Genomic DNA, 15924 nt, shown 5'->3' with positions numbered 1-15924 from the left:
GCGCACAACAGGTCAGGAATGGAAGGGGAGGGACATCTGATGTTCGAACGCAGAATTTTTTCACGCACCGTAGCAGCAGCCGCCATTGCAGGCGTTGCAGGCCTTGCGCCTGCAAAGGCCGAGGACAGCGTCAAGGTCGGCCTGATCCTGCCGATGACCGGCGGCCAGGCCTCGACCGGAAAGCAGATCGAAAACGCGATCAAGCTTTACATGCAGCAGAAGGGCGACACCGTCGCCGGCAAGAAGATCGAGATCATCCTCAAGGACGACGCCGCGATCCCCGACAAGACCAAGACCGCCGCGCAAGAGCTGATCGTCAACGACAAGGTCAACTTCATCGCAGGCTTCGGCGTGACGCCGGCCGCGCTGGCGGCGGCTCCGCTGGCGACGCAGGCCAAGATTCCGGAAGTCGTGATGGCAGCCGGCACCTCCATCATCACCGAGCGCTCGCCCTATATCGTACGCACCAGCTTCACGCTGGCACAGTCCTCGACCATCATCGGCGACTGGGCGGTGAAGAACGGCATCAAGAAAGTGGCGACGCTGACCTCCGACTACGCGCCGGGCAATGACGCGCTGAACTTCTTCAAGCAGCACTTCACCGCGGGCGGCGGCGAGGTGGTCGAAGAAGTCAAGACGCCGCTCGCCAATCCCGACTTCGCGCCGTTCCTGCAGCGCATGAAAGACGCCAAGCCCGACGCGATCTTCGTGTTCGTGCCGGCCGGCCAGGGCGGCAACTTCATGAAGCAGTATGCCGAGCGCGGCCTCGACAAGGCCGGCATCAAGGTGATCGGACCCGGCGACGTCACCGACGACGATTTGCTCAACAACATGGGCGACGCCGTGCTCGGCACGGTCACCGCGCACCTCTACTCCGCGGCGCACCCCTCGCAGATGAACAAGGATTTCGTCGCAGCCTACAAGAAGGCGTTCGGCAATCGTCCGGGCTTCATGGCGGTCAGCGGATATGACGGCATCCACCTGATTTACGAGGCGCTTAAGAAGACGAATGGCGACACCGACGGCACCAAGCTGGTCGAGGCCATGAAGGGGCAGAAGTGGGAGAGCCCGCGCGGCCCGATCTCGATCGACCCGGAGACCCGCGACATCGTGCAGAACATCTACATCCGCAAGGTCGAGAAGGTCGACGGCGAACTCTACAACGTCGAGTTCCAGACCTTCGAGGCCGTCAAGGATCTCGGCAAGACCAAGAAGTGACGCGCTCGCTTCACCTCTCCCGCTTGCGGGAGAGCGTAGGCCGCCTCCGGCGGCCGTCCTTCAAGAGACGCCGAGGCGTCGCCTCGGCTATCGCGAAGCGGCGGGTGAGGGTTCTTTCCACTAGGGAGGTGTCCCATTGCGGAGACACCCTCTCCCCAGCCCTCCCCCGCAAGCGGGAGAGGGAGCGCAGCACGGCCTTGGGCTAAACCTGAAATGATCTTCGACCTTCAATGACCTCTATCCTCACCAACCTGTTCGACGGCGTCGCCTACGGCATGTTGCTGTTCGTGCTCGCTTGCGGGCTCGCGGTCACGCTCGGATTGATGAACTTCGTCAATCTCGCTCATGGCGCCTTCGCGATGGCCGGCGGCTATGTCTGCATGGTGCTGGTCAACCGGATGGGCTGGCCGTTCTTCGCAGCGCTGCCGCTCGCTTTTGTCTCGTCGGCCGCGATCGGCATCGTGCTCGAACGCACGCTCTACCGCCACCTCTATGCGCGGAGCCATCTCGATCAGGTGCTGTTCACCATCGGCCTGACTTTCATGTCGGTCGCCGCCGTCGACTACATTCAGGGCTCGTCGCGGGTCTTCATCAACCTGCCGGCCGCGCTCCAGGGCCAGTTCGATGTGTTCGGGGTCGGTATCGGCCGCTACCGGCTGATGATCATCGTGATCTGCGGCTTGCTCACCATCGGCCTCCAGATGGTGCTCGCCAAGACGCGTTTCGGCAGCCGCCTGCGCGCCGCCGTCGATGATCCCCGCGCCGCGAGCGGCCTCGGCATCAACGTGCCGCAAGTGTTCGCATTCACCTTTGCCTTCGGGTGCGGGCTCGCGGGCCTCGGCGGCGCGCTGAGCGCCGAGATCCTCGGCCTCGATCCGTACTTTCCGCTGAAGTTCATGATCTACTTCCTGATCGTGGTCACCGTCGGCGGTTCGTCCTCGATCACCGGCCCGTTCCTGGCCTCGCTTCTGCTCGGCATCGGCGACGTCGCCGGCAAGTATTACGTGCCGAAGATGGGCCCCTTCGTGATCTACACCATGATGATCGTGATCCTGATCTGGCGCCCGAACGGCCTGTTCGGCCGCACGGCCGCGCGTTGAGTTCGCCGATGAGCGCTTCCTCCGACGTCGGTCATCACGCCCAGAGCCAGGCACGCTGGCACTATGGCGAAGTCGCCTTCTGGCTCGTCGTGCTGGCCTGCGGCTTTGCATTTCCCGCGCGCTATCTGATCATGACCGACATCCTGCGGCTGGCGCTGTTTGCGATGTCGCTCGATCTGATCCTCGGCTATGCCGGCATCGTCTCGCTCGGGCATGCTGCTTTCTTCGGCGTCGGCGCCTATGCGGCGGGGCTGCTCGCGCTTCATGGTATCGTCAACGAGCCTGTGCTGGCGCTGATCGCCGCAGGTCTTGCCGCGATGGTGCTCGGCTTTGCCACCAGCTTCCTGGTGATCCGAGGCGTCGATCTCACGCGGCTGATGGTGACGCTCGGCATCGCGCTGCTGCTGGAAGCGCTCGCCGAACGCTTCTCCAACGTCACCGGCGGCACCGACGGCCTGCAGGGCATCGAGATGCAGCCGATCCTCGGCCAGATCCCGTTCGACATGTTCGGCAAGGCCGGCTTCTTCTATTCGCTCGCCGTGCTGTTCCTGCTGTTCCTGTTTGCCCGCCGCGTCGTGCATTCGCCGTTCGGCCTGTCGCTGCGCGCGATCAAGAACAATCCGCTGCGCGCCGCCGCGATCGGCATTCCCGTCAACCGCCGCCTGATCGCGATCTACACGCTGGCGGCATTCTATGCCGGCGTCGCGGGCGCGCTGTTCACCCAGACCACCGCGATCGCCTCGCTCGACGTCTTCGCCTTCGAGCGCTCCGCCGATTTGATGCTGGTGCTCGTCATCGGCGGCACCGGTTATCTCTATGGCGGGCTGATCGGCGCGGTGATCTTCCGCATGCTCCAGGAAGTGTTCTCCACCATCACCCCGCAATACTGGCAGTTCTGGATCGGCCTCGTGCTGGTCGTGATCGTGCTGGTCGGCCGCCAGCGCCTGCACCGCTGGGTGCTGTACCTGCCCAATCTGGTCATCAGGCAGATCGCGGGTCGCAAGGCCGTCGCCGCCGTGCCGGAGAGCGAGGCATGACGATCGCGCTCGAAACCCAAAATCTCGAAAAGCAGTTTGGCGGGCTGCGCGTCACTCGCGATCTCTCCTTGAAGATCGAGCAGGGCGCCCGCCACGCGCTGATCGGTCCCAACGGCGCCGGCAAGACCACGGTGATCAACCAGCTCACCGGTGTGCTCAAGCCCAATTCCGGCCGCATCCTGCTGGAGGGACAGGACATCACCGATCTGCCCGTGCACAAGCGCGTGCTGCGTGGTCTGTCGCGCACCTTCCAGATCAACCAGCTCTATCCTGACCTGACGCCGCTCGAGACCATCGGCCTCGCCGTATCCGAGCGCCTCGGCCATGGCGGCGACTGGTGGCGGCGGATGGGCACGCGCAGCGACGTCAATGGTGAGATCGCCGATCTGCTTGCGCGCTTCCATCTGCTCGACGTCATGAACGAACAGACCGTGACGCTGCCCTACGGCAAGCAGCGCCTGCTCGAGATCGCAGTCGCGATCGCGGCCAAGCCGCGCGTGCTGCTGCTCGACGAGCCCGCCGCCGGCGTGCCCGAGAGCGAGCGCCACGATATCCTCGCGGTCGTCGGCAGCCTGCCGCGCGACGTCACCGTGCTCTTGATCGAGCACGACATGGACCTCGTGTTCTCCTTCGCCGACCGCATCTCCGTGCTCGTCTCCGGCGCGCTGCTCACCGAGGGGCCGCCCGAGCAGGTCGCGCGCGATCCGCAGGTCAAGGCGGTCTATCTCGGCGAGGAGGCGGTCAATGTCTGACCTGCTCGCGATCGAGGCGTTGCGCGCCGGTTATGGCGAGGCGGTGGTCCTGCCCAATATGTCCTTGCGCCTCGCCGAGGGGCAGGTGCTGGCGCTGCTCGGCCGCAACGGCACCGGCAAGACCACGCTGATCAATTCGATCGTCGGCGTCACCCGTCGCTTCTCCGGCAGCGTGGCGCTCGCCGGCGCCGATGTCACTTCGCTCCGGCCCGACCAGCGGGCGCGCGCCGGCATCGGCTGGGTGCCGCAGGAGCGCAATATCTTTCGCTCGCTCACCGTGGAAGAGAACATGACCGCCGTGGCGCAGCCCGGTCCATGGACGATCGAGAAGGTCTACGAGATGTTCCCGCGGCTGAAGGAGCGGCGGAGTAATTTCGGCAACCAGCTCTCCGGCGGCGAGCAGCAGATGCTGGCGATCGGCCGCGCGCTCACCCTCAACCCGAAGGTGCTGCTGCTGGACGAGCCGACCGAAGGCCTTGCCCCCATCATCGTCGAGGAGCTCTTGAAGGCGATCGGCAGCATCACGCGGGCAGGCGGCATCTGCTCGATCATCGTCGAACAGAATGCCCAAAAGATTCTGGGGCTGGCCGACCGCGTTGTGATATTGGAGCGCGGAACGATCGTCCACGATGCTCCGAGCGCCGCGCTGAAAGCCGACCCTTCGGTCCTGGAGCGCCATCTCGGCGTCGCCGGGGCCGCAGCTCACTAAACTAAAATGTCCAGGGAGTAAGACATGCAGCGAACCAAAGCCCCCTTCCGCGCCGACGAGGTCGGCAGCCTCTTGCGTCCGGCCAAGATCAAGGAAGCCCGTAGCCGGCTCGAGAAGGGCGAGATCTCGGCCGACGATCTGCGCAAGATCGAGGACATGGAGATCGAGAAGGTCGTGCACAAGCAGGCCTCGCTCGGCCTCAAGCTCGCGACCGATGGCGAATTCCGCCGCTCCTGGTGGCATTTCGACTTCCTGGCCAAGCTCACCGGCTGCGAGCTGTTTCATCCCGATTCCGGCATTCAGTTCGCAGGCGTGCAGACCCGGCACGATGCGGTGCGGGTGATCGGCAAGCTCGACTTCCCGGCCGATCACCCGATGCTGGACCATTTCCGCTTCCTGAAGAAGGTCGCCGACCAGGCCCACGTCACCGCCAAGATGACGATCCCGTCGCCCGCGGTGCTGCACTTCCGCGGCGGCCGCAAGGCGATCTCCAAGGATGTCTATCCCGATCTCGACGCATTCTACGAGGACCTCGGCAAGACCTATCGGAAAGCGGTCAAGGCCTTCTACGACGCCGGCTGTCGCTATCTCCAGTTCGACGACACCGTATGGGCCTATCTCTGCTCGCAGGACGAGTTGCAGAAGGCGCGCGAGCGCGGCGACAATCCGGACGGTCTCCAGCAGATCTATGCTCGCATCATCAACTACGCGCTGGCCGAGAAGCCCGCCGACATGGTGGTGACGACGCATGTCTGCCGCGGCAATTTCCGCTCGACCTGGATTTCCTCGGGTGGCTACGAGCCGGTCGCGGAGACCATGCTCGCCGGCACCAATTACGACGGCTATTTCCTCGAATATGACAGCGATCGTGCCGGCGGCTTCGAGCCGCTGCGCTTCCTGCCCAAGGGCAACAAGGTCGTCGTGGTCGGCGTCATCACCTCGAAGTTCGGCGAGCTCGAGAAGAAGGACGACATCAAGCGCCGTCTGGAAGAAGCCGCCAAGTTCGCCCCGCTGGAGCAGCTCGCGCTGTCGCCGCAATGCGGTTTTGCCTCGACGGAAGAAGGCAATGTCCTTTCCGAGGAAGAGCAGTGGGCGAAGCTGAGCCTTGCCGTCGAGATCGCAAAGGAAGTGTGGGGTAACTGAGCCCAGCACTGGGCGTTGCGTAGGTCGAGGCGAGGCCTCTCCGCACAATCACTGTCATTCCCCGCGAAGGCGGGGAATCCAGTACGCCGCGGCTTCCCAGAGAATCGCCGGCGTCTCTGGAAGACTGGGGCGCCCGGTCCTAGTGGGCAATTGCGTACTTGCCGAGGGCGACAGCGAGCGTGGGGCGCTTTCGTAGCCCGCATGAGCGGAGCGATATGCGGGGCCGCTTGAACCCGGATGTCGCTTCGCTCATCCGGGCTACGGCATCGCGCCCAAGCCTCACTTCTCCGCCAGATAAACCTCGCCCAGCAGCGAGGAGTTCGACCACGGCACCTGCTTGTTTTTCGTGCTCGACACCACTTCGGCCCGTACCCGCGTCAACATCTGCTGTACCTCCAGCCCCGGCGTCCCGACGTGGCGGGACAGTGCGGCGGAGAACGGCGAATTGGCGCCCTCGCCATCGAGCGCGACCTGGCCCGGCGCTGTTGCGAACGCGATCAGCGTGCCTGCTCCTAACGTTACGCCGCTACCGAGACTTGCCGGCGCAGCAAGTCCGGAGACGCCCTCGATGGCGCGGTTGGCGCCGGCACTGGCGACCTGCTGCGCCATGGGATTGTTGCGGCAGGCATCGAATATCAGAATGTTGGTGCGAACCTGGTCGTCGAGGCCGGCCATGATCGTGTCCATGTCGATCATCGCCTCGGTCATGGCCGTGCCCGGCTTGAGCTCGACGTCGATGGGAATGAGATAGTTGCGGCCGTCAACCTGAACGCCGTGGCCGGCATAATAGACCACCGCGACTTGCGCCCGCGCGGCCTCGCGCAGGAAGTCGCGTGTTATCTTCTGCATCGCAGAGCGGTCGAGATCGATGCCTTCCGACACGGTGAAGCCGATATCGCGCAGGCTCTTCGCGACGGCGCGTGCGTCGTTGGCCGGATTGGCCAGCGCCTTGACGTGCGCATAGGCGCCGTTGCCGATGATCAGCGCCATGCGTACGCCGCGAGCGGCTGGCGCAGGTGAGGGAAGCTGCGCTGCGCCCGGCTTCTGCTGCGGAGCGGGAGTCGCGGTCGGCTGCGTCGCCGGCGAAGGCGCATCGCGCGGGATCGGCGCGCTCGTCTCCGTCACCAGCGACAGCCGAACCTTTGCTGTCGCCTGGTTGGCCTTGCTGCCGGCATCCGAAGCCACGATCGCAAGCGTCGCCTTGTAGTCTTCGCGCGCGCTTGCGTAATCGCCCTTCGCTTCAAAGGCCAGCGCGCGATGAGTATAGCCGGAGATCAGCACGCTGTTCGGCGGCGTCATGATGTTGGCCGGCGGCTTCTCCCTGGCGAGCCGGATCGCCTCGCTGCCGTCGGCGATGGCGCGGTCGAGATCGCCCTTGGCGCGCCAGATCGCGGTGCGGTTGATCAGCGGCTGCGGCAGCGAGGGATCGAGCCGGATCGCCTGGTTGATGTCGGCGAGCGCACCGTCGAGATCGCCGAGTGCCTGTTTCGAGATGCCGCGGTTCTGGAACGAGAACGCCGCTTTCGGATCGGCCTTGATCGCCATGTCGTAGTCGGCAATGGCCTTGGCATAGTCGTGCTTGCCGCGCCAGGCATTGCCGCGATTGTGGAAGATGGTGCCGCTCGGCGGGCCGAGCTTCAGCGCGTCGTCGAAGTCCGCGATCGCGATGTCGTAGTCGCCCTTGTCGTAATAAGCCGATCCCCTGAGGTTGTAGGCCGCCTGGCTCGGCTGCAGCCGGATCGCTTCGGTGGCGTCGGTGATGACCTTCGAATAGTCGCCCTTCTTGTTCCAGCCGACTGCGCGCCAGAAATGGATCGTCGCAAGCTGCTCGCCCCGAAACACCTTCAACGCGATGATCTTGTTGCAGGCGTCGATCATCTGGTCCGCCGGCGTGGTGTCGGTGGTGCAAAGCGGCCCGAGCTGATTGCGCGCCTGCGCCGCCGCGGGCGCGGACCATAGGGTTGCGGCGAGCAGGCTGAGCGCGACGAGCAGGCGGCGCATGCGAAAGTCCCCATCAAAGGAAGGCGCTTGTTTGTTGCTCGGCTTGCTGCGGGGGTTCACGGGCCGCGCTGGCGTGAGCAGACGAGGAAAAGTCGGACAGCTGCTATTCCTTTAGTGGGCAGAATTTGCTAGGAGGCGGAGCCCAACTTTTCTGCCCACCGCGTCCCACTCATGAAAAACGACGAAATCCTCAGCCAGATCACGGAGTTCTGCCGCAAGGCGGACATGGCGGAATCGACGTTCGGCCGGCGCGCGGTGAACGATGGGAAGCTTGTGCATCGCCTGCGCGAGGGCAAGCGCATCACCATCGACACGCTGGACCGGATCCAGGCCTATATGGCGGCCTCGATGGCCGGTGGTGTGCCGCCGCCGCGGGGGCTTCAGGTACCGCCCGAAAAACGCGACCCGCGCGGCAATTTCCGCTTCTTCGAGAACCGGCAGAAATACCTGCTGTTCGTCCACACCTGCAGCGAAAAGCGGGTGGTCGCCGACAGGGTCGCGCTGGAGCTCGCCTCCATCCATCCGCGCCCACCGGCGCTGCGCCTGTTCGACGCCGGCGTCGGCGACGGCACGGTGCTGGCGCGGGTGCTGCGCGCCACGCACCAGCGCTACCCCCATATGCCATTCTACGTTGCCGGCAAGGAGCTCAGCCTGGAGGATCTGCGCCTGACGCTGGAAAAGGTGCCGGACCGCATTTTCGAGCATCCGGCGTCGGTGTTCGTCTTCACCAACATGTTCTACTCGGAAGCGCCCTGGCTGACGCCGGCATCGCCTGCGGCGGCGGCTGCGACCGTCTGGCACGAGGTGCCGCTGCGGGGCGCCTCGTCAGGCGAGTTCGAGCAGCAGATCGCCGAGCTCCGGCCGTTCCTGGAGCAGAACTGGCGTGCCGCGATCAGCCCACGCACGGCCATGCCGCTCTACGAGCGGCCTGTGGTTCTGGTGCTCTACCGCGAGGATCACCGGTTCCTGCTCGACTCGACCATTCCGCGGCCGGGCCAGACCGAGGCCAATTTCGACCTCGTCATCGCGTCCCAGCCTTACCGCGCCCTGTCCTCGGTCAACTTTCGGGCGAAGCGGATCATCGCACCTCTGGCAAAGGCGCTTCGGCCGGGCGGGCGGCTGATCGGAATCCACTCCCATGGCCAGGATCCGGGCATGGAAATGATCCAGGCGATCTGGCCAGGAGAAAATCCTTTCGCCGTGAGCCGTCATGAGCTATTGCGCGCCGTTAAGTATGAACTCGGATCGTTGGGCCGCGACTTAAATTTTAATGCATATGCGGATAACCGCTCGATCTTCAGGTATGATATGGAAGCGTTGCCCAACGAGGTAACCGGGACCATCGGAACCTCGACGGCCTTTGCAGCGTGGAATGCGGCGGTGTATGTCGCTCAGATTGAGGACGACCGGTTGACAGAAATGACTCAAAACGGCCGCACTCTGGATGCCGCCAGGGATGTGCTGCGGAAGTACAATGGGCTCTGGTTTCTCGACGAATCCTACGTCATCTCGCGCCGGCGTGATTGACTTCATTCACAAGTAAATATCGCAAACGCCCGCCGGCTTAGTGGCGGAACAAGGGGTTACTGATGCGCGCGTCCTATCTCTTCACCAGCGAGTCCGTGTCCGAGGGTCATCCGGACAAGGTGTGCGACCGGATTTCCGACGAGATCGTCGATCTGTTCTACCGCGAAGGGCCGAAGGCCGGCATCGACCCCTGGCAGATCCGCGCCGCCTGCGAGACGCTGGCGACCACCAACAAGGTGGTGATCGCCGGTGAGACCCGCGGTCCGAAGTCGGTGACCAACGAGCAGATCGAGGGCGTCGTCCGCGGCGCGATCAAGGACATCGGCTACGAGCAGGAAGGCTTCCACTGGAAGACCTGCGACATCGAGATCCTCCTGCATCCGCAGTCGGCCGACATCGCCCAGGGCGTCGATGCGCTGCAGCCGGGCGAGGTCAAGGAAGAGGGCGCGGGCGACCAGGGCATCATGTTCGGTTACGCCACCAACGAGACGCCCGATCTGATGCCGGCGCCGATCTTCTACGCCCACAAGATCCTGCGCCTGATCTCCGAAGCCCGTCACTCCGGCAAGGAGAAGGTGCTCGGTCCGGACTCCAAGAGCCAGGTCACCGTGCAGTACGAGAACGGCAAGCCGGTCGGCGTGCGCGAGATCGTGGTCTCGCACCAGCATCTGATCGAGGACATCTCGTCCAAGCAGATCCATGACATCGTCGAGCCCTATGTGCGCGAGGCGTTGCCGAAGGACTGGATCACGCCGAAGACGATCTGGCACATCAATCCGACCGGCAAGTTCTTCATCGGCGGTCCCGACGGCGATACCGGCCTGACCGGCCGCAAGATCATCGTCGACACCTACGGTGGCGCGGCTCCGCATGGCGGCGGCGCGTTCTCCGGCAAGGATCCGACCAAGGTCGACCGTTCGGCGGCCTATGCCGCGCGCTACGTTGCCAAGAACATCGTCGCCGCCGGTCTTGCCGACCGCTGCACGCTGCAGCTTGCCTATGCCATCGGCGTGGCGCGTCCGCTGTCGATCTACATCGACACCCATGGCACCGGTAAGGTGCCGGAGGACCAGCTCGAGAAGGCGGCGGCGCAGGCGATGGACCTGACGCCCCGCGGCATCCGCAGCCATCTCGACCTCAACCGCCCGATCTACGCGCGCACCTCGGCCTACGGCCATTTCGGCCGCACGCCAGACAACGAGGGCGGCTTCTCCTGGGAGAAGACCGACCTCGTCGAGCAGCTCAAGCGCGCGCTCTGAGTCACTTGAGTCATTCCGGGGCGCCGCAACAGCGGCGAACCCGGAATCTCGAAGCTTTCGGATTCCGGGTTCGCTCGCTTCACGAGCTCGCCGGAATGACGAGCCAAACAAACAGGAACCTGCCATGAACGCGAAGCCCGGCTTCACCGATTACATCGTCAAGGATATTTCGCTGGCCGATTTCGGCCGCAAGGAACTCTCGCTGGCCGAGACCGAGATGCCCGGCCTGATGGCCACCCGCGAGGAGTACGGCCCGAAGCAGCCGCTGAAGGGCGCGCGCATCGCCGGCTCGCTGCACATGACGATCCAGACCGGCGTGCTGATCGAGACGCTGGCAGCGCTCGGCGCCGACATTCGCTGGGTGTCCTGCAACATCTATTCGACGCAGGATCATGCTGCCGCCGCGATCGCGGCCGCCGGCATTCCCGTCTTCGCCGTCAAGGGCGAGACGCTGGCCGAGTACTGGGACTACACCGCAAAGCTGTTCGACTGGCACGGCGGCGGCCACCCGAACATGATCCTCGACGACGGCGGTGATGCCACCATGTACGTCCATCTCGGCCTGCGCGCCGAGAAGGGCGATACCGCCTTCCTCGACAAGCCCGGTTCGGAAGAAGAGGAAGTCTTCTTCGCGCTGCTGAAGAAGCAGCTCAAGGAGAAGCCGAAGGGCTACTTCGCCGCGATTGCCGAGAGCATCAAGGGCGTCTCCGAGGAGACCACCACGGGCGTGCATCGTCTCTACGACATGCAGAAGGCCGGCACGCTGCTGTGGCCTGCCATCAACGTCAACGACAGCGTCACCAAGTCGAAGTTCGACAACCTCTATGGCTGCCGTGAATCGCTGGTCGACGGCATTCGCCGCGGCACCGACGTGATGATGTCGGGCAAGGTCGCGATGGTCGCCGGCTTCGGCGACGTCGGCAAGGGGTCGGCTGCCTCGCTGCGCCAGGCCGGCTGCCGCGTGATGGTGTCGGAAGTCGATCCGATCTGCGCGCTGCAGGCCGCGATGGAAGGCTACGAAGTCGTGACCATGGAAGACGCAGCGCCCCGCGCCGACATCTTCGTCACCGCTACCGGCAACAAGGACATCATCACCATCGAGCACATGCGCGCGATGAAGGATCGCGCCATCGTCTGCAACATCGGTCACTTCGACAACGAGATCCAGATCGCGGGTCTGCGTAACCTGAAGTGGACCAACATCAAGCCGCAGGTCGACGAGATCGAATTCCCCGACAAGCACCGCATCATCATGCTGTCGGAAGGCCGCCTCGTGAACCTCGGCAACGCGATGGGCCATCCGTCCTTCGTGATGTCGGCCTCCTTCACCAACCAGACGCTGGCGCAGATCGAGCTTTACGCCAACAACAAGGACGGCAAGTACAAGAAGGAAGTCTACGTGCTGCCGAAGTCGCTCGACGAGAAGGTCGCGCGCCTGCACCTCGCCAAGATCGGCGTCAAGCTCACCGAGCTGCGCAAGGACCAGGCCGACTATATCGGCGTCAAGCAGGAAGGTCCGTACAAGTCGGATCACTACCGCTACTGATCCCCTGGTCAGATCAGCCATCGACGCGAAGCCCCGGAGCGATCCGGGGCTTCATCGTTTCGGCGCACGGAATTCAACTCGCTTTCCGGTTGCTGCGTGGCTGATTGCCGATTGACGGCCAGCAGTGACGGGCGGACAATCCTCCTGGCGGAGGAAGCCATGCAACAAGAACATTTCGACGTCCTCATCGTCGGTGCCGGGCTATCAGGTATCGGCGCCGGCTATCATTTGCAGAAGAAGTGCCCGGGCAAGAGTTACGTCATTCTCGAGGGTCGCGACTGCATCGGCGGCACCTGGGACCTGTTTCGCTATCCCGGCATCCGCTCCGACAGCGACATGTTCACGCTCGGCTATTCCTTCAAGCCGTGGACCGACCCGAAGGCGATCGCCGACGGGCCGCAAATCCTGAACTATGTGCGCGAGACCGCGGCCGAGAACGGCATCGAGAAGCACATCCGCTTCCGCCATCGCGTCAAGCGCGCGTCGTGGTCGACGCCGGACGCACGCTGGACCATCGAGGCGGAGCGCATCACGGGCGAGGGCGCGACCGAGCTGGTGCGCTTCACCTGCAATTTCCTGTTCATGTGCTCGGGCTATTACAAATACGAGGCGGGCTACACGCCGGAGTTCAAGGGCTCCGCTGATTTCGCCGGCCGCATCGTCCATCCGCAGAAATGGACCGAGGACATCGACTATTCGGGCAAGCGCGTCGTGGTGATCGGCTCGGGCGCGACCGCGGTGACGCTGGTGCCGGAGCTCGCCAAGAAGGCGGCACAGGTTACCATGCTGCAGCGCTCGCCGACCTATGTGGTGTCGCGCCCGGCGCAGGATCCCGTCGCCAACAAGATCCGCCGTAATCTGCCGACGCGGCTGGCCTATCATGTCATCCGCTGGCGCAACGTGATGTGGGGGATGTTCTTCTTCCAGCTCAGCCGGCGCCGTCCTGCGAAGGTCAAGGAGCTGGTCCTCAAGGGCGTGCAGATGGCGCTTGGCCCGGACTACGACGTCGCCACCCATTTCACGCCGCGCTACAATCCGTGGGACCAGCGGCTGTGCCTGGTGCCTGACGGCGATCTGTTCAAGGCGATCCGCGAGCAGCGCGCCTCCGTCGTCACCAATGAGATCGACACGTTTACCCGCGACGGCATCCGTCTCAGAGACGGCCGCGAACTCGCCGCCGACATCATCGTGACCGCGACCGGGCTGGTGCTCCAGGTCGTCGGCGGTCTCGACGTCAGCGTCGACGGCCGTGCCGTCGATTTCGCCAACACGCTGACCTACAAGGGGATGATGTATGCCGACGTGCCTAACATGGCCTCGGCGTTTGGCTACACCAATGCATCCTGGACGCTGAAATGCGACCTCACCTGCGAATATGTCTGCAGGCTCATCAACTACATGGACCGACACAATTTCCGCCAGTGCATGCCGCATAATGACGACCCTGATATCACGGCGCAGCCGTCGCTGGACTTCACCTCGGGCTATGTGCAGCGCTCGGTGGCCAAGATGCCGAAGCAGGGCTCGAAGCAGCCGTGGCGGCTGTACCAGAACTACGCGCTCGACATCGTGTCCTTGCGGTTCGGCCGGATCGACGACGGCGTGATGCGATATTCCTGATCGCATCGCCGCCCGTGCTTATGCCTTGCGTGTGGTAAGTGCCAGTGCAAGGTCGATCGCGAGCGCCAGCACCGCCGCACCCCCGCCGAGTGAGAACAGCACCGGATAATCACCGCCGGTCTGCGCGTAGATCCAGGAGAAGCCGTAAGCGGCCGCGGCCTGGAACAGTGCAAAGCTGGTGGTGGCATGGCTCCAGGTTGCGCGCTGCTGCTCGGCGGAGTGCGGAACGAGTTCATGGATGCGTCCGAGCACCAGCGGCACGATGCCGGGCGTGAAGCCGCCGACCACGATGCTCGATGCGATCAGCGAGACAGGAGCGGTGCTGACCGTCGGCAGCAGCACCGCGGCCGCCTCGATCAGAAAAGCCGCGCGCAACGCCGGACCGAACCCCGCGCGGTCACCGAGATGGCCGGTGATGAGCGGGCCGACGACGGCGCCGAGGCCATACAGCACCCAATAGCGTGATCCCGCGGCAATGCCCTGGCCGAGGCCGCGGGCCACGAAATCGACGACGAAGACCATGTGCGGCACCAATGCCATCGCGTTGAGGCCGTACTGGATCAGCAGCGCACGGGTGACGGCCGAGGCTTGATGGTGCTTGGTCTGGGACGGCGCCGTGTCGCCCTTCGCTTCGGCGGGCCAGTTCCACCAGCTTGCGACCGTGAGCACGGCGGAGAGCACGCCGAGCCCATACCAGCTCTGCCGCAATCCCTGTTGCAGCAGCAGCGGCACCAGCGTGCCCGATGCGGCGACGCCGAGGCCGACACCCGCAAAGATCACGCCGCCGACAATGCCGCGCCTTGTGGCCGAGGTGTGCGGCAGAATCACGGAGGCCGCCAGCACCATGATGATTCCGCCGGTGAGGCCGGAGAGGAAGCGCCAGGCGAAGAACCAGGTGAACGACACCGGCGATGAGCTGGCGAAGAAGGAGAGGGTGGCCAGCAGCATCATCGCCCGCAACGCGCGAACCGCGCCGATGCGGCCGGCGACCCTCCGTGCGGCCAGCGCGCCGGCGAGATAACCGGCGAGGTTCGCAGCACCGAGATAGACGACATCCGACGCGCTGAACCATTTTGCGCCGATCAGGGCCGGGATCAGCGGCGTGTAGGAAAAGCGGGCGAGGCCCAGTCCGACCAGGGAAGCGGTTAGTCCCGCCACCGCGTATCGCCAATTTGAACCTGGCCGCATGTGCGGTCGCGCGTGGACCCGATGTTTGGTGTCTGCATTCAATTCGGTCATGTCGACCTCCTGCGTACTCGCTTGGCGCGGCCGGCTTTCAGTGGCCGGCGCTCTGTCCGCCGTCGACATGCAGGATTTCGCCGGTGACGAAGGAGGCGCCCTCGAGATAGAGGACGGCACCGACGATGTCGGACATTTCGCCCATGTGGCCGACGGGGTGCAGCGCGCTGAGCTGGGCATGCGTCGCGGCCGGGTGCATCGGTGACTTGATGATCCCCGGCGAGACCGCATTCACGCGAATGCCGCGCCTGGCGTATTCGATGGCAAGCGACTTGGTTGCGGCGTTCAGGCCGCCCTTGCTCAGCGAGGCCAGCACCGAGGGCACGTTGGAATTGGCCTGATCGGTCAGCGTGGTCGTGATCTGGACGACGTGGCCCGAACCCTGCTTCTCCATCTCGGCGATGGCGAGCTGCGTGATGTGGAAGAAGCCCGCGACGTTGGTGCCCATCACCGCCGCGTAATCCTCGGCCGTGTACTGCGTGAACGGCTTTGCGACGAAAATGCCTGCGTTGTTCACCAGCGTGTCGACGCGCCCAAAGCGGGCGACCGCCTGCGAAACCACGCGCTCGGCGGTGCTCCGCTCGGTGATGTCGCCCGGCACCGCGAGGACATCGTCGTCCCCCGACGGCTTGATCGAGCGCGCGGTCGCGACGACGCGGTAGTTGCGATCGCGAAAGCCCTGGACCAGGGCGGCGCCGATGCCCTGCGAAGCACCGGTGATGATGGCGACTTTCTGCTCGATACCCATGACGGGCTCCTGTTGTTGGCCTTGA

The 15924-nt window shown here is 64.5% G+C and carries 13 protein-coding genes; 10 read left to right on the top strand and 3 right to left on the bottom strand.

The features are described 5' to 3' along the window. Nucleotides 1-39 precede the first annotated feature (39 nt). The 6 genes from CIT40_RS23480 to CIT40_RS23455 all read left to right on the top strand — a co-directional run bounded on the left by CIT40_RS23480 (nucleotide 40) and on the right by CIT40_RS23455 (nucleotide 5959). Nucleotides 40-1218 carry an ABC transporter substrate-binding protein gene (locus CIT40_RS23480; protein ID WP_094891502.1) on the top strand — a complete coding sequence of 393 codons (1179 nt, stop codon included), beginning with the start codon at nucleotides 40-42 and terminating at the stop codon, nucleotides 1216-1218. 230 nt (nucleotides 1219-1448) lie between these two features. After that, a complete protein-coding gene (locus CIT40_RS23475) occupies nucleotides 1449-2318 on the top strand; it encodes a branched-chain amino acid ABC transporter permease (RefSeq protein ID WP_007612509.1) in 870 nt (289 codons plus the stop codon). Nucleotides 2319-2326: 8 nt separating this feature from the next. Beyond that, the gene (locus CIT40_RS23470; protein ID WP_094891505.1) at nucleotides 2327-3355 is read left to right on the top strand and encodes a branched-chain amino acid ABC transporter permease; all 1029 of its coding nucleotides are present in this window, start codon (nucleotides 2327-2329) and stop codon (nucleotides 3353-3355) included. Next, entirely contained in the window at nucleotides 3352-4107 is a 756-nt protein-coding gene (locus CIT40_RS23465) for an ABC transporter ATP-binding protein (RefSeq protein WP_094891507.1), read from the top strand. The genes CIT40_RS23470 and CIT40_RS23465 overlap by 4 nt, the downstream gene beginning before the upstream one ends. Beyond that, the gene (locus CIT40_RS23460) at nucleotides 4100-4816 is read left to right on the top strand and encodes an ABC transporter ATP-binding protein (protein ID WP_094891508.1); all 717 of its coding nucleotides are present in this window, start codon (nucleotides 4100-4102) and stop codon (nucleotides 4814-4816) included. The genes CIT40_RS23465 and CIT40_RS23460 overlap by 8 nt, the downstream gene beginning before the upstream one ends. Before the next feature lie 24 nt (nucleotides 4817-4840). Further along, a complete protein-coding gene (locus tag CIT40_RS23455; protein ID WP_094891510.1) occupies nucleotides 4841-5959 on the top strand; it encodes a cobalamin-independent methionine synthase II family protein in 1119 nt (372 codons plus the stop codon). A gap of 279 nt (nucleotides 5960-6238) precedes the next feature. Here CIT40_RS23455 and CIT40_RS23450 read toward each other — a convergent pair whose 3' ends face one another. Then, a complete protein-coding gene (locus CIT40_RS23450) occupies nucleotides 6239-7960 on the bottom strand; it encodes a caspase family protein (RefSeq protein ID WP_094891511.1) in 1722 nt (573 codons plus the stop codon). Between the two features lie 171 nt (nucleotides 7961-8131). On the opposite strand from CIT40_RS23450, the gene CIT40_RS23445 reads away from it, so the two are divergent. The 4 genes from CIT40_RS23445 to CIT40_RS23430 all read left to right on the top strand — a co-directional run bounded on the left by CIT40_RS23445 (nucleotide 8132) and on the right by CIT40_RS23430 (nucleotide 13912). Further along, nucleotides 8132-9487 (top strand): hypothetical protein, encoded by a 1356-nt coding sequence (locus CIT40_RS23445; RefSeq protein ID WP_094891512.1) that lies wholly within the window; start codon nucleotides 8132-8134, stop codon nucleotides 9485-9487. A 62-nt stretch (nucleotides 9488-9549) separates the two neighbouring features. Further along, nucleotides 9550-10746, top strand: coding sequence for a methionine adenosyltransferase (metK, locus tag CIT40_RS23440; RefSeq protein ID WP_094891514.1), 1197 nt, complete (start codon nucleotides 9550-9552; stop codon nucleotides 10744-10746). Between the two features lie 124 nt (nucleotides 10747-10870). Beyond that, a complete protein-coding gene (gene ahcY / locus CIT40_RS23435) occupies nucleotides 10871-12292 on the top strand; it encodes an adenosylhomocysteinase (protein WP_094891516.1) in 1422 nt (473 codons plus the stop codon). Between the two features lie 159 nt (nucleotides 12293-12451). Beyond that, nucleotides 12452-13912 (top strand): flavin-containing monooxygenase, encoded by a 1461-nt coding sequence (locus CIT40_RS23430; protein WP_094891518.1) that lies wholly within the window; start codon nucleotides 12452-12454, stop codon nucleotides 13910-13912. Between the two features lie 18 nt (nucleotides 13913-13930). On the opposite strand, the gene CIT40_RS23425 is transcribed toward CIT40_RS23430, so the two are convergent. Both CIT40_RS23425 and CIT40_RS23420 read right to left on the bottom strand, forming a co-directional pair. Further along, on the bottom strand, nucleotides 13931-15151 hold the full coding sequence (locus CIT40_RS23425) for a YbfB/YjiJ family MFS transporter (protein WP_162307637.1): 1221 nt from the start codon (nucleotides 15149-15151) through the stop codon (nucleotides 13931-13933). A 37-nt stretch (nucleotides 15152-15188) separates the two neighbouring features. Next, on the bottom strand, nucleotides 15189-15899 hold the full coding sequence (locus CIT40_RS23420; RefSeq protein WP_094891522.1) for an SDR family NAD(P)-dependent oxidoreductase: 711 nt from the start codon (nucleotides 15897-15899) through the stop codon (nucleotides 15189-15191). Nucleotides 15900-15924 lie beyond the last annotated feature (25 nt).

This window comes from Bradyrhizobium amphicarpaeae (assembly GCF_002266435.3).
In the GTDB taxonomy this organism is placed as follows: Bacteria; Pseudomonadota; Alphaproteobacteria; order Rhizobiales; family Xanthobacteraceae; genus Bradyrhizobium; species Bradyrhizobium amphicarpaeae.
Note: the sequence above shows the minus strand (reverse complement) of the source record. Positions and strands in the feature narration are given on the sequence as shown.